Source organism: Inmirania thermothiophila, from assembly GCF_003751635.1.
Classification (GTDB): Bacteria; Pseudomonadota; Gammaproteobacteria; order DSM-100275; family DSM-100275; genus Inmirania; species Inmirania thermothiophila.
On sequence record NZ_RJVI01000001.1, the window covers coordinates 1 to 14378 of the forward strand.

Here is a 14378-nt window from a genome sequence, read left to right on the forward strand (position 1 = left end):
CGTTCGACGTCTCCACCCCAGAACCGTCCGCCTTCACACGAACCCGAACGTTGTAGTCCACCACCCGCTTGACCGCGACCAGTACCTTCATGCCGCTCTCTCCCGTGCCTCGTTCCCGTCCGTGCCCAGTCCGCGCAGGATCCGGGCCGCCTCCGGCAGCGCCGGCGAGGCGCCGCGGTGTCCGGCCGCCGCCAGCACCTCGGCGGTGGGCACCCGCCCCCGCGGCCCGGCGAAGAGCCCCTGCACCCAGGCCGCCGCGCAGAGATCGCCCCCGCGCTCGAAGCGCTGCTCCAGATAGAACCACTTCTCGTCCCAGCCCGCGACCCGCGTCACCAGCGCATAGCGGGCGAGGGGCGCCAGGGGGCGGCGGAAGCGGATCGCCGCCGCCCCCAGCACCGGCCGCCAGCGCCGGCGCAGCACCGTGCCCAGCAGCCCGGCGCGGCGCAGCAGGTCCAGCCGCCCGAGGTCCATCACCGCCAGGTAGCGGGCGTTGTTCATGTGCCCGTTGAGATCGAGGTCGCCGGGCCACACCCGCAGCGCCAGCACCGAGGGCTCGAGCAGGCCGACGCGCGGGCGCAGCCAGCCGCGCACGCCGAGCAGCCAGAGCAGCCGCAGCCACAGGTTCATGGGCGCTCAGAAGGCCTCGTCGTCGAAGCCGGTGATGGCGGCCTTGCCGGCCAGGATCGAGGCCAGCAGCCCGCCGCTCTGCGGCAGCAGGTGCTGCATGTAGAAGCGCGCCGTCTCCACCTTGGCGCGGTAGAAGCGCCCCTCCGCCCCGTCGGCGCCGGCGAGCCCCAGCTCGGCCATGCGCGCCCACTCGAAGGCGAGCGCGGTGAGGCCGAAGAGCCGCAGGTAGGGTGTGGCCGCGGCGGCCGCCTGCTCGGGATCGCGCAGGCCCTGCTCGGCGATCCAGGCGGTGGCGCGCTGGAGGCGGCCGAAGGCCTTGGCCAGCGGCGCCGTGAACTCGGCGAGGGCCTCGTCGCCGCGGCGCGCCTCCAGGTACTCGGCCACGGGGTGGAAGAAGCGCCGCGCCAGGCGGCCGAAGTGCGCCGGCAGCTTGCGCCCCACGAGGTCGAGGGCCTGGATGCCGTTGGTGCCCTCGTAGATCTGGGTGATGCGCGCATCGCGCACGAGCTGCTCCACGCCCTGCTCGCGGATGTAGCCGTGGCCGCCGTAGACCTGCACCGCGAGGTTGGCGCACTCGAAGCCGGCGTCGGTGAAGAAGGCCTTGACCACCGGGGTCATGAGGGAGACGTAGTCGTGGGCGGCCTCGCGCCGCGCCGGGTCCTCGTCCCGCCGCGCGACGTCCAGGGCCTGCGCGACCCGCCCGGCGAGGGCGCGGCAGCCCTCGGTCCAGGCGCGCATGGTGAGCAGCATGCGGCGCACGTCGGGGTGGACGAGGATGGGGTCGGCGGGCTTGTCGGGGTGGCGCGGCCCGCCCGGGGCGCGGCCCTGGAGGCGCTCGCGGGCGTAGGCCGCCGCCGCCTGGTAGGCGGCCTCGGCCAGCCCCAGCCCCTGGATGCCCACGGCCAGACGCGCCGCGTTCATCATCGTGAACATGGCGCGCATGCCCTTGTGGGGCTCGCCCATGAGCCAGCCCACGGCGCCGTCGAAGTCGAGCACGCAGGTGGCCGAGCCGTTGATGCCCATCTTGTGCTCGATGGCCGAGCAGGTGACGGCGTTGCGCTCGCCCGGCGTGCCGTCCTCGCGCGGGAGGAACTTGGGCACGATGAAGAGGCTGATCCCGGCGGTGCCGGGCGGGGCGTCGGGCAGGCGCGCCAGCACCAGGTGGACGATGTTCTCGGTGAGGTCGTGCTCGCCCGCGGAGATGAAGATCTTGCTGCCGGTGATGCGGTAGCTGCCGTCGCCGACGGGCTCGGCGCGGGTTCGCACCAGCCCCAGGTCGGTGCCGCACTGGGGCTCGGTCAGGCACATGGTGCCGCCCCAGGAGCCGTCGGCGAGCCGCGGCAGGTAGACCGCCTTCTGGGCCTCGTCGCCGTGCTCGAGGATGGCGTTGTAGGCCCCCCGCGCGAGCCCCGGATAGATCCCGAAGGCGAGGTTGGCCGAGCAGACCATCTCCTCCACGAGGACGTGCACGGTCTCGGGCAGGCCCTGGCCGCCGTGCTCGGGCTCGCAGCCGAGCCCGGGCCAGCCGCCCTCGACGTAGCGGCGGTAGGCGTCGCGGAAGCCCGTGGGCGTGCGCACCTCGCCGCCCTCGAGCCGGCAGCCCTCCTCGTCGCCGACGCGGTTGAGGGGGGCGAGGACCTCGGCGCAGAAGCGCCCCGCCTCCTCGATCACGGCCTCGACGAGCTCCGGGTCCAGCTCGCCGTAGCCCGGCAGGGCCTGCAGGCGGGCCGGGTCGAGGAGCTCCCGGTAGACGAAGCGCATCTCGCGCAGGGGCGGGCGATAGCTCGGCATGGCTCAGTTCCTCAGCGGCTTGCCGGTCTCCAGCATGTGCTCCATGCGGGCCAGCGTGTCGGGATGGCGCACCAGGCGCATGAAGGCGGCCCGCTCCAGCGCCAGCAGGTCCTCCTCGGCGAGGGCGGCGGTGACGTCGGTCTCGCCCCCCGAGAGCACGCGCGCGAGCTCGCACGCCACCACCACGTCGTGGGCGGTGGCCTTGCCCTGCTTGCGGAAGTCCTCGAGGGCCATCTCGAGGGCGACGCGCCCGGCGGGGCCCGGCAGGACGAAGGTGGGCGGCTCCGGCGGGCGATAGCCCTCGGCCAGCGCCAGGGCGCGGGCCCGGGCCTCGGCGAGGAGGCGGTCGCGGTTCATGGTGATGCCGTCGTCCGGGCCCAGGTAGCCCAGCTCCCGCGCCTCCTCGGCGGAGGTGGAGACCTTCGCCAGGCTGATGGTCTCGAAGACGCGCATCACCGGCGGCATGGGCCCGCGCGGCCCTCCCCGGGCGAACCGTGCCAGCAGCTCCTTGCAGCCCCCCCAGGCCGGGATCAGCCCCACGCCCACCTCCACCAGCCCCATGTAGAGCTCGGCGTGGGCCTGCACCGCATCGCAGTGGAGCAGGATCTCGCAGCCGCCGCCGAGGGCCATCCCCGAGGGCGCCCCCACCACCGGGAAGGGCGCCCGCTTGAGGGCGAGATAGGTCTCCTGGCCCTCCCGCACCATGGCCTCGATCTGATCCCACAGGGCGAGGTTGGCCGAGTAGAGGAGCAGCCCGAGGTTGGCGCCGGCGGAGAAGTGCTCGCCCTCGTTGTGGATCACCAGCGCGCGCATGCCGCGCGCGGGGATCTCCTCCACCGCCCGCCGCACCATGGCCAGCACCTGCGGGTCGAGGGCGTTCATCTTGGTGTGGAACTCGAGGCAGGCCACGCCCTCGCCCACGTCCCAGAGGCTCGCCGAGCCGTTGCGGGCGAGCGGCTCGCCGCGCCGCTGCACGTCCCTGAGCAGGAGCACGCCGGGCGCGCGGGGGACCGCGTGCCAGGCCCCGTCCGGCCCCAGCTCCTCGAGCCGCCCCGCCTCGACGCGGTAGAACCCGCCGGCCTGCGCGGCCCGGGCGAGGAACGGCGGGACTTCCAGCCCGTCCGCGGCGAGCGCCTCGCCGAGCCAGCCCGCGCCGATGCGGTCGGCGAGCTCGAACGGGCCCCAGCGCCAGTTGTAGCCGAGGCGCATGGCCTCGTCGACGGCGCTCGCCCGCTCGGCGATCTCGGGCACCAGCGCCGCCGCGTAGGCGATGACGCGCAGCATCACGTGGCGGGCGTAGCGGCCGCCGCGATCGGGGTGCTCGAGCAGCGCCCGCGGCCCCGTGCGCGCCGCCTCGACGCTCTCGAGCCGCGCCTTGCGCGCCGGGCGGTACGCGCCGCTCGCCAGATCGAGGGCCTCCTTGAGGCGGCCGCCGTCGTCGCGGCGCAGGCGGTAGAAGCCGCCCTTGCCCTTGCGGCCGGTGTAGCCCTCCGCGATCATCCGCGCCACCACCGGCGGCACCTCGGCGACCGCGCGCAGCGGATCCCCGGGCGGCAGGGTCGCGAGCAGGCTCTCCATCAGGTGCGGCATGAGGTCGATGCCCACCAGGTCGGCGAGCCCGAACACCCCCGTCTTGGGGATGCCCAGGGGACGGCCCAGGACGGCGTCGGCCTCCTCCACCGGCACCCCCTGCTCGATCGCCGCGGCGAGCGCGGTCTGCATCCAGAAGATGCCGATGCGGTTGGCGATGAAGCCGGGCGTGTCCTTGCAGCGCACCACGCCCTTGCCCAGGCGGCGGTCGCAGAAGGCGGCCACCGCCTCCACCGCCTCGGGCCGCACCTCGGGCCCCGCCACCAGCTCCAGCAGGCGCATGTAGCGCGGCGGGTTGAAGAAGTGCGTGATGAGGAAGGAGGCGGCGAAGGGCTCCGGCAGCCCCGCCACCAGCCGCGCGCGGGGGATGGTGGAGGTGTTGGACGAGACCACGGCGTCGGGCCGGCGCACGGCCTCGATGCGCCGGTAGAGCGCCTGCTTGACGTCGAGCCGCTCGACCACGGCCTCGATGATCCAGTCGCACTCGGCGAGCCGCTCCAGGTGGTCCTCCACGTTGCCGGGGGTGACGAGCCGGGCGGCGCCGCGGTGCATGAAGGCGGCCGGCTTCGCCTTGCGCAGCCGCTCCAGCGCGCCCTTGGCGAGGGCGTCGCGGTCCTCCGCCCCCTCGGGCACGATGTCCAGCAGCAGCACCGGGACGCCGGCGTTGGCGAGATGGGCGGCGATCCCGGCGCCCATGACGCCGGCGCCGATCACCGCGACCTTGCGGATCTCCATCACAGGGCCTCCAGGATGGTGGCGATGCCCTGGCCGCCGCCGATGCACTGGGTGGCGAGGGCGTAGCGGCCGCCGGTGCGCCTGAGCAGCGCCGCGGCCTTGCCGGTGATGCGCGCGCCGGTGGCGCCGAGGGGGTGGCCGAGGGCGATGGCGCCGCCGTCGATGTTGAGCCGCTCCGAGGGGATGGGCAGCTCGCGCAGGCAGGCGAGGACCTGGGCCGCGAACGCCTCGTTGAGCTCGACCACGTCGATCTGCTCGAGCTCGAGGCCGGCCCGCTCGAGGGCCTTGCGCGTGGCGAGCACGGGGCCGATGCCCATGATCTCCGGCGCACAGCCCGCCACCGCGAAGCTGCGGATGCGCGCAAGCGGCTCGAGCCCGTGCCGCTCGGCGTAGGCGGCGGAGCAGACCAGGGTGGCGGAGGCGCCGTCGGTGAGCGGGCTGGAGGTGCCGGCGGTCACCGTGCCGTCGGCCATGAAGGCGGGCGCGAGCCCCGCCAGCGCCTCCAGGCTGGTGTCGGGCCGGATGCAGCCGTCCTCGGTGACGGTCCCGTCGGGCCCCTCGATGGGCACGATCTCGTCGGCGAAGCGCCCCTCGGCGCGGGCCGCGGCGGCGCGGCGGTGGCTCTCGACGGCGAAGGCCTCCTGCTCATCGCGGGGGATACCGTACTTGCGGGCGAGGTTCTCGGCGGTCTCGCCCATGCCCATGTAGGCCCCCGGCATGCGCTCGCGCAGGCCCGGGTTCGGCAGCGGATTGAAGCCCATCATCGGCACCCGGGTCATGGACTCGACCCCGGCGCAGATGTAGGCCTCGCCGGCGCCGAGGGCGATGGCGCCGGCGGCGTTGTGGATGGCCTGCATGGACGAGCCGCAGAAGCGGTTGACCGTGACCCCGCCCACCGCGAGGGGCAGATCCGCCAGCAGCGCCACCAGGCGGCCCAGGTTGAGCCCCTGCTCCCCCTCGGGGAAGGCGCAGCCGAGCTGCAGATCCTCGATGGTGGCGGGATCGACCCCGGTGCGCTCGATCAGCCCGCGCACCACCTGCGCCGCGAGGTCGTCCGGGCGCACGCGGGCGAGGGCGCCCTTGCGGGCGAAGTGGAAGGGGGACCGCACGTAGGCGGCGATGACGATGTCGGTCATGGCAGGTGCTCCTCGCTTCAGGATGCCCGCGCCGCGGGCGCTTGCTCTCGTCTGCGCGCGAGCTCGGCCTCGGCCTCGCGCTCGATCTCCCGCAGCTCCTCCAGGGTCAGCTCCAGGTCCTCGCGCTGGCGCTCGAGCTGGGTGATGCGCCGGCGCACCCCCCCGAGCAGCGCCTCGAGCTGGCGCACGCGGCTGGGGTCGACGTCGTAGAGCGCGAGGTACTCGCCGATCTCGGCCAGGGAGAAGCCGAGGCGCTTGCCGCGCAGGATCAGCTTCAGCCGCCCGCGGTCACGGCGGGTGTAGACCCGCGTGCCGGCCACCCGCTGGGGCCGGAGCAGGCCCTTGGCCTCGTAGAGGCGGATGGCGCGGGGCGAGACGCCCAGCTCCCGGGCGAGCTCGGTGATGGAATAGAGCCGCTCCTCCACCGGATGACCTGTGCTCGATCTCATTGACCCAACATAGACGACGTTGACGCATGGGTCAACCTGCGGACGTGCGCGCAATGCCGAAGCTTGCCCTCGCCCGCCGGGCGCGCTGAAATCGCCCCATCCCAACCCCCGACGGAGGAGGCAGGCATGGCCAAGGCGATCCGCATCCACGAGCACGGCGGCCCCGAGGTCCTGCGGCTGGAGGAGGTGGAGGTGGGCGAGCCGGGGCCGGGCGAGGTCCGGCTGCGGCAGACCGCCGTCGGGCTCAACTTCATCGACGTCTATCACCGCACCGGGCTCTATCCCCTGCCCGCGCTGCCGGCGGTCCTGGGCATGGAGGGCGCGGGCGTGGTGGAGGCCGTGGGCGAGGGGGTGACCGAGGTCCGCCCCGGCGACCGCGTCGCCTACGCCGGCCTGCCCGTGGGCGCCTACGCCGAGGTGCGCCTGATCCCGGCCCATCGCCTCGTGCCCCTGCCCGACGACATCGACGATGTCCAGGCCGCGGGCGTGATGCTCCAGGGCATGACCGCGCAGTATCTCCTGCGGCGCACCTACCGCGTGCAGGCGGGCGAGACCATCCTCGTCCACGCCGCCGCCGGCGGCGTCGGCCTGATCCTGTGCCAGTGGGCGAGACACCTCGGCGCCACCGTCATCGGCACCGTGGGCAGCGCCGAGAAGGCCGAGCTCGCCCGCGCCCACGGCTGCCACCACCCGGTCAACTACCGCGAGGAGGACTTCGTCGCCCGCGTGCGCGAGCTCACCGGCGGCGAGGGCGTCCCGGTGGTCTACGACTCGGTGGGCCGCGACACCTTCATGGGCTCGCTCGACTGCCTGCGCCCGCTGGGGATGATGGTGAGCTTCGGCCAGGCCTCGGGCCCGGTGCCGCCGCTGGACATCGGGGTCCTGGCGCAGAAGGGCTCGCTCTATCTGACGCGGCCGACGCTCATGACCTACACCGCCCGGCGCGAGGACCTCCTCGCCAGCGCCCGCGAGCTCTTCGAGGTGGTGCGAAGCGGCGCCGTGCGCATCGAGGTCCGCCAGACCTACCCGCTGGCCGAGGCGGCACAGGCGCACCGCGACCTCGAGGCCCGGCGCACCACCGGCTCCACCGTGCTCATCCCGGGCTGCTGAGGGGGCGCCGGTGGCGGGACCTGGACGGGTGGCGGATAATCCCCGGGCAGGACCGTCCGAGCGTTGGAGACCATGCCCGCCGCACGCGCCCTTGCCCGAGGCCTCGGCTGCGCCCTGCTCGCCCTGGCCGTGGCCGCCGGGCCCGTCGCACCGGCCGGTGCGGACGAGGGCCTGGCCCAGCGCCTGCGGCTGCTGCGCTACTACCTCCAGCCCGACCTCACCCGGCCGCTGGAGCAGGCCGCCAACCCCAGGGCGCGCGAGCTGCTCGCGCGCGCCCGCGACGCGGCCGAGGCCGCCGAACGGGCGGCGGAGGCGGGCGACGAGGAGGAAGCCGCGCGCCGAACCGAGACCGCGCTCCAGCTCCTCGCCAGTGCGCGTAGCGCGGCGCAGGAGCGCGCGGACGGCGACACCCCCAGGGACCGCGAGCGCATCCGCCAGATGCGGCAGGAGATCGAGGCCTACCGCCAGGCCTTCGACGCCGGCCTGCGCGAGAAGGGCCCACAGGCCGCCGCGCTGCTCGACCGCGCGCGCTTCGAGGCCCTCGTGGCCGAGGCGCGGGAGGCGGAGAGGAAGGGCCGGCTGGGCGAGGCGCGGACCCGGCTCGAGCATGCCTACCAGATGATCGTCACCGCCCTCACGCGCCTGCGGCGCAACGACACCGTGGTCTACGGCCTCGACTTCCGCACCCCCGCCGACGAGTACGCCTACGAGCAGCGCCGCAACGAGAGCTACCGCATGCTGGTGGAGCAGATGGCGGCGGAGGCCGAGGCCGCGCGTCGCCGCCTCGCCGATCCCTTCCGCGACCGCGCCGAGCAGCTCCGCCAGGAGGCCGAGGCCGCCGCCGCGGCCGGCGACTGGGCCCGCGCCATCCGCACCATGGAAGAGGCGAACCGGCAGCTGGTGCGCGCCCTGCGCGCCATGGGCCTGCCGGTGCCTGGCTGACCCCCCGTCTCAGGTCACGCGCACCACCGCGATCATCCCCGCCTCGGCGTGGCTGACGATGTGGCAGTGGAAGAGCCAGTCGCCGGGGTTGTCGGCGACGAAGGCGACCTGCGCCTGCTCCCCGGGCCCGACCAGCACGGTGTCCATCATGCGCCCCACCGCGGCCGCGTCCTCGTGATGGACCACGCGGAAGGAATGGCCGTGCAGGTGCATCGGGTGCGGCCACGCGGTGAAGTTGCGGAAGTGCAACAGGACGTGGCTGCCCCGGCGGATCGTGAACAGCGGGGCCATCACGGTGCGGAAGCCGGCGATGCCGTTGATGGCCCACAGCTTGCCCATGAGCAGGAGCCGCCCCAGGCCCTGCGGCGCGCCGTAGAGACGCGGGTTGGTGATCTCGCCCATGTCGCCGCCCTCGAGGTCGATGAACTCGCGCCGGGCGCGCGCCAGGTCGGGCAGCGGCACCGGGTTCGGCGGCAGCCGCACGGGGTCGCCGGGCGGCCCCGGCCGCAGCGGCGCCTCGGCGGCGTAGGCGAGCTCGGTCAGCCGCAGCGGCGACTGCGGATAGAAGGTATCGAGCACCCCGTAGCCGCGGCCGGGCTCCCCGGTCATGTCCAGCATCAGGTCCACGCGCTGGGCCGGCGCGATGGTGATCCCGCCGTCGGCCTGGAAGGGCTCGCAGGGCTGGCCGTCGACGGCGATCACCCAGGGGACGTGGCGGGCGAAGCGGAGCTGGAAGATGCGCGCGTTGCAGGCGTTGAGGATGCGCAGACGCACGCGCTCGCCGGCGCGCACCGGCTCCGGCCGCGGCATGCGGCCGTTGAGGGTGATGGTGTTGCCGAGGCGGCCGGCGCGGGCGAAGTCCTCCTCGCGGTGGAAGTCGTCCCGGATCCGGGCGTCCCGGGTCAGCCGCCAGTCGTCCAGGACCCACAGGATCTCGCGGTCGAAGGGCTGCGGCTCCGGCTCCTCGACGATGAGGGGGCCATACAGCCCGCGCCCGAGCTGCTCGTCGGAGTTGAAGTGGGAGTGGTACCAGAAGGTGCCCGCATCCGGGGGCGTGAACTCGTAGACGTAGGTCTCGCCGGGGGCGACGGGCTCCTGGGTCAGGTAGGGCACGCCGTCGGCGGCGTTGGCCAGGCGCACCCCATGCGCGTGCAGGGTGGTGGGCTCGGGCAGCTCGTTGCGCAGCACGATGCGGCACGGCTCCCCCTGGCGCAGCCGCAGCAGCGGCCCCGGCGAGCGCCCGTCATAGCACCACAGCTCGGTCTCCGGGAACGGCTCGTCGGCGAGGCGCACCTTCGCCACCTGCGCCCGCAGGCGGTATTCGCGCACGCCGTCGGCCGCCCGCACCGCTCGCGCGCGCAGCAGCGGCGCCAGCGCGACCCCGGCACCGAGGCGAAGGAAGGCCCTGCGAGTCAGCGGCGGCATGGCCCCATTCTCGCGGTCATCCCCTACGACGGCAAGGTCTTCAGCGCGCCGCGCGGATCGCCGCCTGCAGCTCGCCGAACCGCCGCGGCCACGGCCCCGCCGCGCGCAGCCGCTGCGGCAACCGCGCCCGGGCCTGCACCGCCGCCGCGTGGTCCCGGAACTCGCCGTAGAGGAGCACGTACCAGTCCGCGCCGGCGCGGCGCAGCCGCACCACCGCGGCCGGAGCCGCGCCGCCGAGGCGCGCCGCCTCGCGCAGGAGCGCCTCGCGTGCGCGCGCACCGGCAAGCTGCAACGTGTAGTGCCCGGCCGGGCGGGCGAGCACCCACGCCTCGTCGTGCACCTGCCCGCCTGCGGGCGGTGGCGCCTGCTCGGCGGGCGCCGCAGCCGTCGCCTGCGCACCCTCGGCCGGGGCGGCCGGGGGCTCGCCGGCGGCGGGCGGCGGCGCCTCGGCCGCGGCGGGCCCCGCCGTGGCCTTCGCCCCCGGCGGCGCGCCCGCGGCCCCCTCGATCGGTGGCGGGGGTTCCGCCCCGGCGCTCGGCGGGGGTCCGACCTCCGCGGTGGGTGGCGGCCCGGCCGCCTCGGTGGGCACAGGCCCCGGCGGCTCCCGGTCCGCCCGGGCGGGCGGTTCCGCCGCCGGGGGCTCGGCGCGCGGGGCGGCGGGCTGCGGCGGCACCGGCAGGGGCCGCGTCCCCGCCTGCTCCTCGTCGCCCCCCACCAGGGTCAGGACCAGGGCCGCCGCCACCAGGACACCGCCGCCCGCGAGCAGCCACACCCGCCGCGGCAGCGCCGCCGGCCCGCGCCCCCCCTTCCGCTCCTCGTCGCTTCCGCCCAGCATGGCCTCGATCCTCCCGGGCATCCCCCCGCCGCGGCGCAGGGCCCGCCGCACCAGCGCCTCCTCGGGGTCGCGCCCCAGCCGGTGCGCGAGGTAGCCGCGCACCTCCTCCTCACCCCACGGCAGCAGCTCCACCGTGTGGGTCACCGCCGCCTCCAGGGCCCCGGCCACGCCGGGGACCCCGTCCGCGACGAGCTCCGGCGGCCCCGCGAGCACCAGGCGCAGCGCCCCCGCCCGCGGGCTCCGGTAGAGGGCGAGCAGCAGGTCCACGGTCTCCCGGGGTGCGGCATGGGCGTCGTCCAACACCACCAGGACCACGCCGCGCCCCTGCCCCAGCGCCTCGAGCCGCGCCTCCACGGCCCGGCGCAGCGCCGCCTCGCCGCCGTCCTCCGAAATCCCCAGGGCGCGCGCGAGGCGCCCCAGCGCCGCGGCCCGCCCCTCGCCCTCGCCGCCGCCGAGCCGCACCACGCACCAGCCGGCAGCCTCCCCCCGCCCCGCCAGCAGCGCCACGAAGGTGCTGCGCCCGCTGCCCGCCGGGCCCGCGACGTGGAGACAGGCGCGGCCGTGCTGGAGCAGGTGATAGGCGAGATCGAGCCGCTGGCGCAGCCCGTCGGGCAGATAGAAAGCGGCGGCACCCTTCACGCCGGGGCCTCCCGCCCCTCCGCGAAGACCACCCGGAAGCCGCGCCGAAGCTGCGTGTCCCGCGCCCGCTCCAGGGCCCGGACCGCCTCGTCGCGGCTGTCGTAGTGCTCGCGCCGCACGCGCCCGGCCCCGCCCTGGTAGCCGGTCTCGCGCACCAGCACCCAGCCGCCCAGCAGGTCCCGCTGCAGGATGAGGTGGCAGAAGCGCAGCGGCTCGCCGTGCATCGGCGGGGTCTGCATGTAGATGCGCATCGGCCGCCCCCCTCAGGTCAGCTCCGGCGGGTCGAACAGGCGGCGGTGCTCGGCCAGCGCGTAGCGGTCGGTCATGCCGGCGATGTAGTCGGCCACCGCCCGCGCCCGTCCCGCCTCGCCCGCCTCCGCCTCCAGCCGCGCCGCCGCCTCGCGCGCCGCCGGCGGCAGCAGCCGCGGGTTGTCCACGAAGGCCTCGAAGAGCGCCGTCACCACGCGCCGCGCCTTGGCGGTCATGCGCTCGACGCGGTAGTGGCGGTAGAGGCGCTCGCGCAGGAAGCCCTTGAGCTCCAGGCTCGCCCGGCGCATCGCCTCCGAGTGGCGGGCGAGGGGCTCGGGCCGCGCCCGCACCGCCTCCACGTCCGCGGGCGCCGCGGCCTCCAGGGCCGCCGCCGTGGCCTCGATGAGATCGGTGACCTGGCGGTCGATGAGCCGGCGCACCAGCTCGTGGACCCGCCTCCGGCCGCCGAGGCCGGGGTGCTCGGCCTCCACCTCGTCGAGGCACGCGCGCACGAGGGCGAGCCCGGCGAGCTCCTCCAGCCGCAGCAGCCCCGCCCGCAGGCCGTCGTCGACGTCGTGGGCATGGTAGGCGATCTCGTCGGCGAGGTTCACCACCTGCGCCTCCAGGGTCGGCTGGGTGCCGTCGAGGAAGCGCCGCGCCACCTCGCCGAGCCCGCGCGCCCGCGCCGGCGGGCAGTGCTTGAGCAGGCCCTCGCGGGTCTCGAACATGAGGTTGAGGCCGCGGAAGCGCGCGTAGCGCTCCTCCAGCTCGTCCACCACCCGCAGCGCCTGCAGATTGTGCTCGAAGCCGCCCCACGGCGCCATGCAGGCGTCGAGGGCCTCCTGCCCGGCGTGGCCGAAGGGGGGATGGCCGAGGTCGTGGGCGAGGGCGATGCCCTCGGTGAGATCCTCGTCGAGCCCCAGGGCGCGGGCCACCGTGCGCGCGATCTGCGCCACCTCCAGGCTGTGGGTGAGGCGCGTGCGGAAGAGGTCGCCCTCGTGGTTGACGAAGACCTGGGTCTTGTACTCGAGCCGGCGGAAGGCGGCGCAGTGGATGATGCGGTCGCGGTCGCGCTGGTACTCGCCGCGGTAGCGCGGCGGCGGCTCCGGGTGCCGGCGCCCCCGCGAGCTGGCCGCGGAGGCGGCGTAGGGGGCGAGCCGCGCCGCCGGCATCATCCCGCGCCGAGGAGCCGCTCGAGGGCGTTGCGGTCGAAGGCGTCGGTGACCACCGCGCGCCCGATGCCCCGCAGCAGCACCAGCCGCCAGCGCCCGTCGGCGACCTTCTTGTCGAGCCCCATGGCCTCCAGCATCGCGCCCCCGTCGGCCTCCCGCGGCGGCGCCGTGGGCAGCCCCGCCGCCTCCAGCAGGGCCACGATGCGCTCCAGCGCGGCGGGCTCCAGCCACCCCATCTCCACCGACAGCCGCGCCGCCAGCACCATGCCCGCGGCCACCGCCTCGCCGTGCAGCCAGATGCCGTAGCCCAGCACCCGCTCGATGGCGTGGCCGAAGGTGTGGCCGAGGTTGAGCAGCGCCCGCTGCCCGGCCTCCCGCTCGTCGGCGGCCACCACCGCCGCCTTGTTGCGGCAGGAATGCGCCACCGCCTCCACGAGGGCGCGCCGCTCGCGGGCGAGGAGCGCCGGCATCCGGGCCTCGAGCCAGGCGAAGAGGTCGGGGTCGCGGATGAGGCCGTACTTGATCACCTCCGCAAGCCCCGCCCGCAGCTCGCGCTCGGGCAGGGTGTCGAGGGTCGCGACGTCGGCGAGCACGCAGCGGGGCTGGTGGAAGGCCCCGATCATGTTCTTGCCGAGGGGGTGGTTGACCCCGGTCTTGCCGCCCACCGAGGAGTCCACCTGCGCCAGCAGGGTCGTGGGCACCTGCACGAAGGCCACCCCCCGCTGGTAGCAGGCGGCGGCGAAGCCGGCGATGTCGCCCACCACGCCGCCGCCCAGGGCGAGGACGGTGGCGGTGCGGTGAAAGCCCGCATCGAGCAGGGCGTCCCAGATCCCCGCGACCGTGGCCAGGGTCTTGTGCGCCTCGCCGTCGGGCAGCACCACCTCGCGCCGCTCCAGGCCCTCCAGCGCCGGCGCCAGGGCGTCGAGGTAGAGCGGGGCCACGGTCTCGTTGGTGACCACCATCACCTGCCGCCCGGGCAGATGCGGGCGCAGCAGCTCCGCCTCGCCCAGGATCCCGGCGCCGATGTGGATGGGATAGTCGCGTCCGCCGCCGAGGCGGACGGTGAGCGTGGTCCGCGCGCTCATGGCCGCTCCCGCCGTCCCTCCCTGCGCCTTCGCCCCACCCCGCGCCGGCGGCGGAACTCGCCCGTCGCCCGAAGCTGCGCGAGCACCGCCCGCACCGTGTCCTCGACCCCGCCGCCGCGGGTGTCCACCACGAAGTCCGCCACCTCGCGGTAGAGGGGGTCGCGCCGCGCGAAGAGCTCCGCCAGGCGCGCGCGCGGGTCTTCGGTCTGCAGCAGCGGGCGGTGGCGGCTGCGGCGCGTGCGCGCGTGCTGGGTCTCCACGTCGGCGTAGAGATAGACCACGTGGCCGCGGGTGAGCAGGCAGGCGCGGTTGGCCGGATCCATCACGGCGCCGCCGCCGGTGGCCAGCACGATGCCCGGAAGCCGCGTCAGGCGGTCGATCACCTCGCGCTCGCGGGCGCGGAACCCGGCCTCGCCCTCGGCGGCGAAGATCGCCGGGATGTCCATCCCCGCCTCGCGCGCCACCACCTCGTCGGCGTCCACGAAGTCGAGGCCGAGCAGGCGTGCGAGGCGTCTGCCCACGCTGCTCTTGCCCGCCCCCATGGGCCCCACCAGGAAGACGCTCGCCGGCCCGTCCATGGCCGGCAAGCTAGC

13 protein-coding genes and 1 pseudogene are annotated in these 14378 nt (G+C 75.5%); 2 read left to right on the forward strand and 12 right to left on the reverse strand.

Going from position 1 to position 14378, the window contains the following annotated elements:
- The 6 genes and pseudogenes from EDC57_RS12680 to EDC57_RS00030 all read right to left on the reverse strand — a co-directional run.
- A pseudogene (locus EDC57_RS12680) lies at positions 1 to 91 on the reverse strand (electron transfer flavoprotein subunit beta/FixA family protein); the annotation flags it as partial.
- Positions 88 to 627, reverse strand: a complete 540-nt coding sequence (locus EDC57_RS00010; protein ID WP_123399004.1) for a thioesterase family protein — start codon at positions 625 to 627, stop codon at positions 88 to 90. The gene EDC57_RS00010 and the pseudogene EDC57_RS12680, both read right to left, overlap by 4 nt.
- A 6-nt stretch (positions 628 to 633) precedes the next feature.
- The gene (locus EDC57_RS00015) at positions 634 to 2418 is read right to left on the reverse strand and encodes an acyl-CoA dehydrogenase C-terminal domain-containing protein (protein WP_123399006.1); all 1785 of its coding nucleotides are present in this window, start codon (positions 2416 to 2418) and stop codon (positions 634 to 636) included.
- A gap of 3 nt (positions 2419 to 2421) precedes the next feature.
- On the reverse strand, positions 2422 to 4743 hold the full coding sequence (locus EDC57_RS00020) for a 3-hydroxyacyl-CoA dehydrogenase/enoyl-CoA hydratase family protein (RefSeq protein WP_123399008.1): 2322 nt from the start codon (positions 4741 to 4743) through the stop codon (positions 2422 to 2424).
- Complete coding sequence (locus EDC57_RS00025) at positions 4743 to 5879, reverse strand: thiolase family protein (protein WP_123399010.1); 1137 nt, start codon at positions 5877 to 5879, stop codon at positions 4743 to 4745. Before EDC57_RS00025 ends, EDC57_RS00020 begins: the two co-directional genes overlap by 1 nt.
- 17 nt (positions 5880 to 5896) lie before the next feature.
- A complete protein-coding gene (locus EDC57_RS00030; RefSeq protein WP_123399012.1) occupies positions 5897 to 6328 on the reverse strand; it encodes a MerR family transcriptional regulator in 432 nt (143 codons plus the stop codon).
- 126 nt (positions 6329 to 6454) lie between these two features.
- Between EDC57_RS00030 and EDC57_RS00035 the strand changes: the two genes are divergently transcribed.
- A complete protein-coding gene (locus EDC57_RS00035; RefSeq protein WP_123399014.1) occupies positions 6455 to 7438 on the forward strand; it encodes a quinone oxidoreductase family protein in 984 nt (327 codons plus the stop codon).
- Positions 7439 to 7510: 72 nt separating this feature from the next.
- Positions 7511 to 8380, forward strand: coding sequence for a hypothetical protein (locus EDC57_RS00040; protein ID WP_148051411.1), 870 nt, complete (start codon positions 7511 to 7513; stop codon positions 8378 to 8380).
- Between the two features lie 9 nt (positions 8381 to 8389).
- Here EDC57_RS00040 and EDC57_RS00045 read toward each other — a convergent pair whose 3' ends face one another.
- The 6 genes from EDC57_RS00045 to EDC57_RS00070 are packed head-to-tail and all read right to left on the reverse strand — an operon-like array spanning position 8390 to position 14363.
- Entirely contained in the window at positions 8390 to 9805 is a 1416-nt protein-coding gene (locus tag EDC57_RS00045; RefSeq protein ID WP_123399018.1) for a multicopper oxidase family protein, read from the reverse strand.
- Positions 9806 to 9845: 40 nt separating this feature from the next.
- Positions 9846 to 11279, reverse strand: a complete 1434-nt coding sequence (locus EDC57_RS00050) for an AAA family ATPase (protein ID WP_123399020.1) — start codon at positions 11277 to 11279, stop codon at positions 9846 to 9848.
- Positions 11276 to 11530, reverse strand: coding sequence for a WGR domain-containing protein (locus tag EDC57_RS00055; protein WP_123399022.1), 255 nt, complete (start codon positions 11528 to 11530; stop codon positions 11276 to 11278). The genes EDC57_RS00050 and EDC57_RS00055 overlap by 4 nt, the downstream gene beginning before the upstream one ends.
- Before the next feature lie 12 nt (positions 11531 to 11542).
- Positions 11543 to 12700 (reverse strand): deoxyguanosinetriphosphate triphosphohydrolase, encoded by a 1158-nt coding sequence (locus EDC57_RS00060; protein WP_123399025.1) that lies wholly within the window; start codon positions 12698 to 12700, stop codon positions 11543 to 11545.
- A complete protein-coding gene (gene aroB, locus EDC57_RS00065) occupies positions 12700 to 13785 on the reverse strand; it encodes a 3-dehydroquinate synthase (protein WP_123399027.1) in 1086 nt (361 codons plus the stop codon). The genes EDC57_RS00060 and aroB overlap by 1 nt, the downstream gene beginning before the upstream one ends.
- A complete protein-coding gene (locus EDC57_RS00070) occupies positions 13782 to 14363 on the reverse strand; it encodes a shikimate kinase (RefSeq protein ID WP_123399029.1) in 582 nt (193 codons plus the stop codon). Before EDC57_RS00070 ends, aroB begins: the two co-directional genes overlap by 4 nt.
- Between the last annotated feature and the right edge of the window lie 15 nt (positions 14364 to 14378).

Bases quoted from the DNA above. Each gene is read 5' to 3' on its own strand.
- EDC57_RS00010 (WP_123399004.1), bottom strand. From the start codon at position 627: ATGAACCTGTGGCTGCGGCTGCTCTGGCTGCTCGGCGTGCGCGGCTGG.
- EDC57_RS00015 (WP_123399006.1), bottom strand. From the start codon at position 2,418: ATGCCGAGCTATCGCCCGCCCCTGCGCGAGATGCGCTTCGTCTACCGG.
- EDC57_RS00020 (WP_123399008.1), bottom strand. From the start codon at position 4,743: ATGGAGATCCGCAAGGTCGCGGTGATCGGCGCCGGCGTCATGGGCGCC.
- EDC57_RS00025 (WP_123399010.1), bottom strand. From the start codon at position 5,879: ATGACCGACATCGTCATCGCCGCCTACGTGCGGTCCCCCTTCCACTTC.
- EDC57_RS00030 (WP_123399012.1), bottom strand. From the start codon at position 6,328: ATGAGATCGAGCACAGGTCATCCGGTGGAGGAGCGGCTCTATTCCATC.
- EDC57_RS00035 (WP_123399014.1), top strand. From the start codon at position 6,455: ATGGCCAAGGCGATCCGCATCCACGAGCACGGCGGCCCCGAGGTCCTG.
- EDC57_RS00040 (WP_148051411.1), top strand. From the start codon at position 7,511: ATGCCCGCCGCACGCGCCCTTGCCCGAGGCCTCGGCTGCGCCCTGCTC.
- EDC57_RS00045 (WP_123399018.1), bottom strand. From the start codon at position 9,805: ATGCCGCCGCTGACTCGCAGGGCCTTCCTTCGCCTCGGTGCCGGGGTC.
- EDC57_RS00055 (WP_123399022.1), bottom strand. From the start codon at position 11,530: ATGCGCATCTACATGCAGACCCCGCCGATGCACGGCGAGCCGCTGCGC.
- EDC57_RS00060 (WP_123399025.1), bottom strand. From the start codon at position 12,700: ATGCCGGCGGCGCGGCTCGCCCCCTACGCCGCCTCCGCGGCCAGCTCG.
- aroB (WP_123399027.1), bottom strand. From the start codon at position 13,785: ATGAGCGCGCGGACCACGCTCACCGTCCGCCTCGGCGGCGGACGCGAC.
- EDC57_RS00070 (WP_123399029.1), bottom strand. From the start codon at position 14,363: ATGGACGGGCCGGCGAGCGTCTTCCTGGTGGGGCCCATGGGGGCGGGC.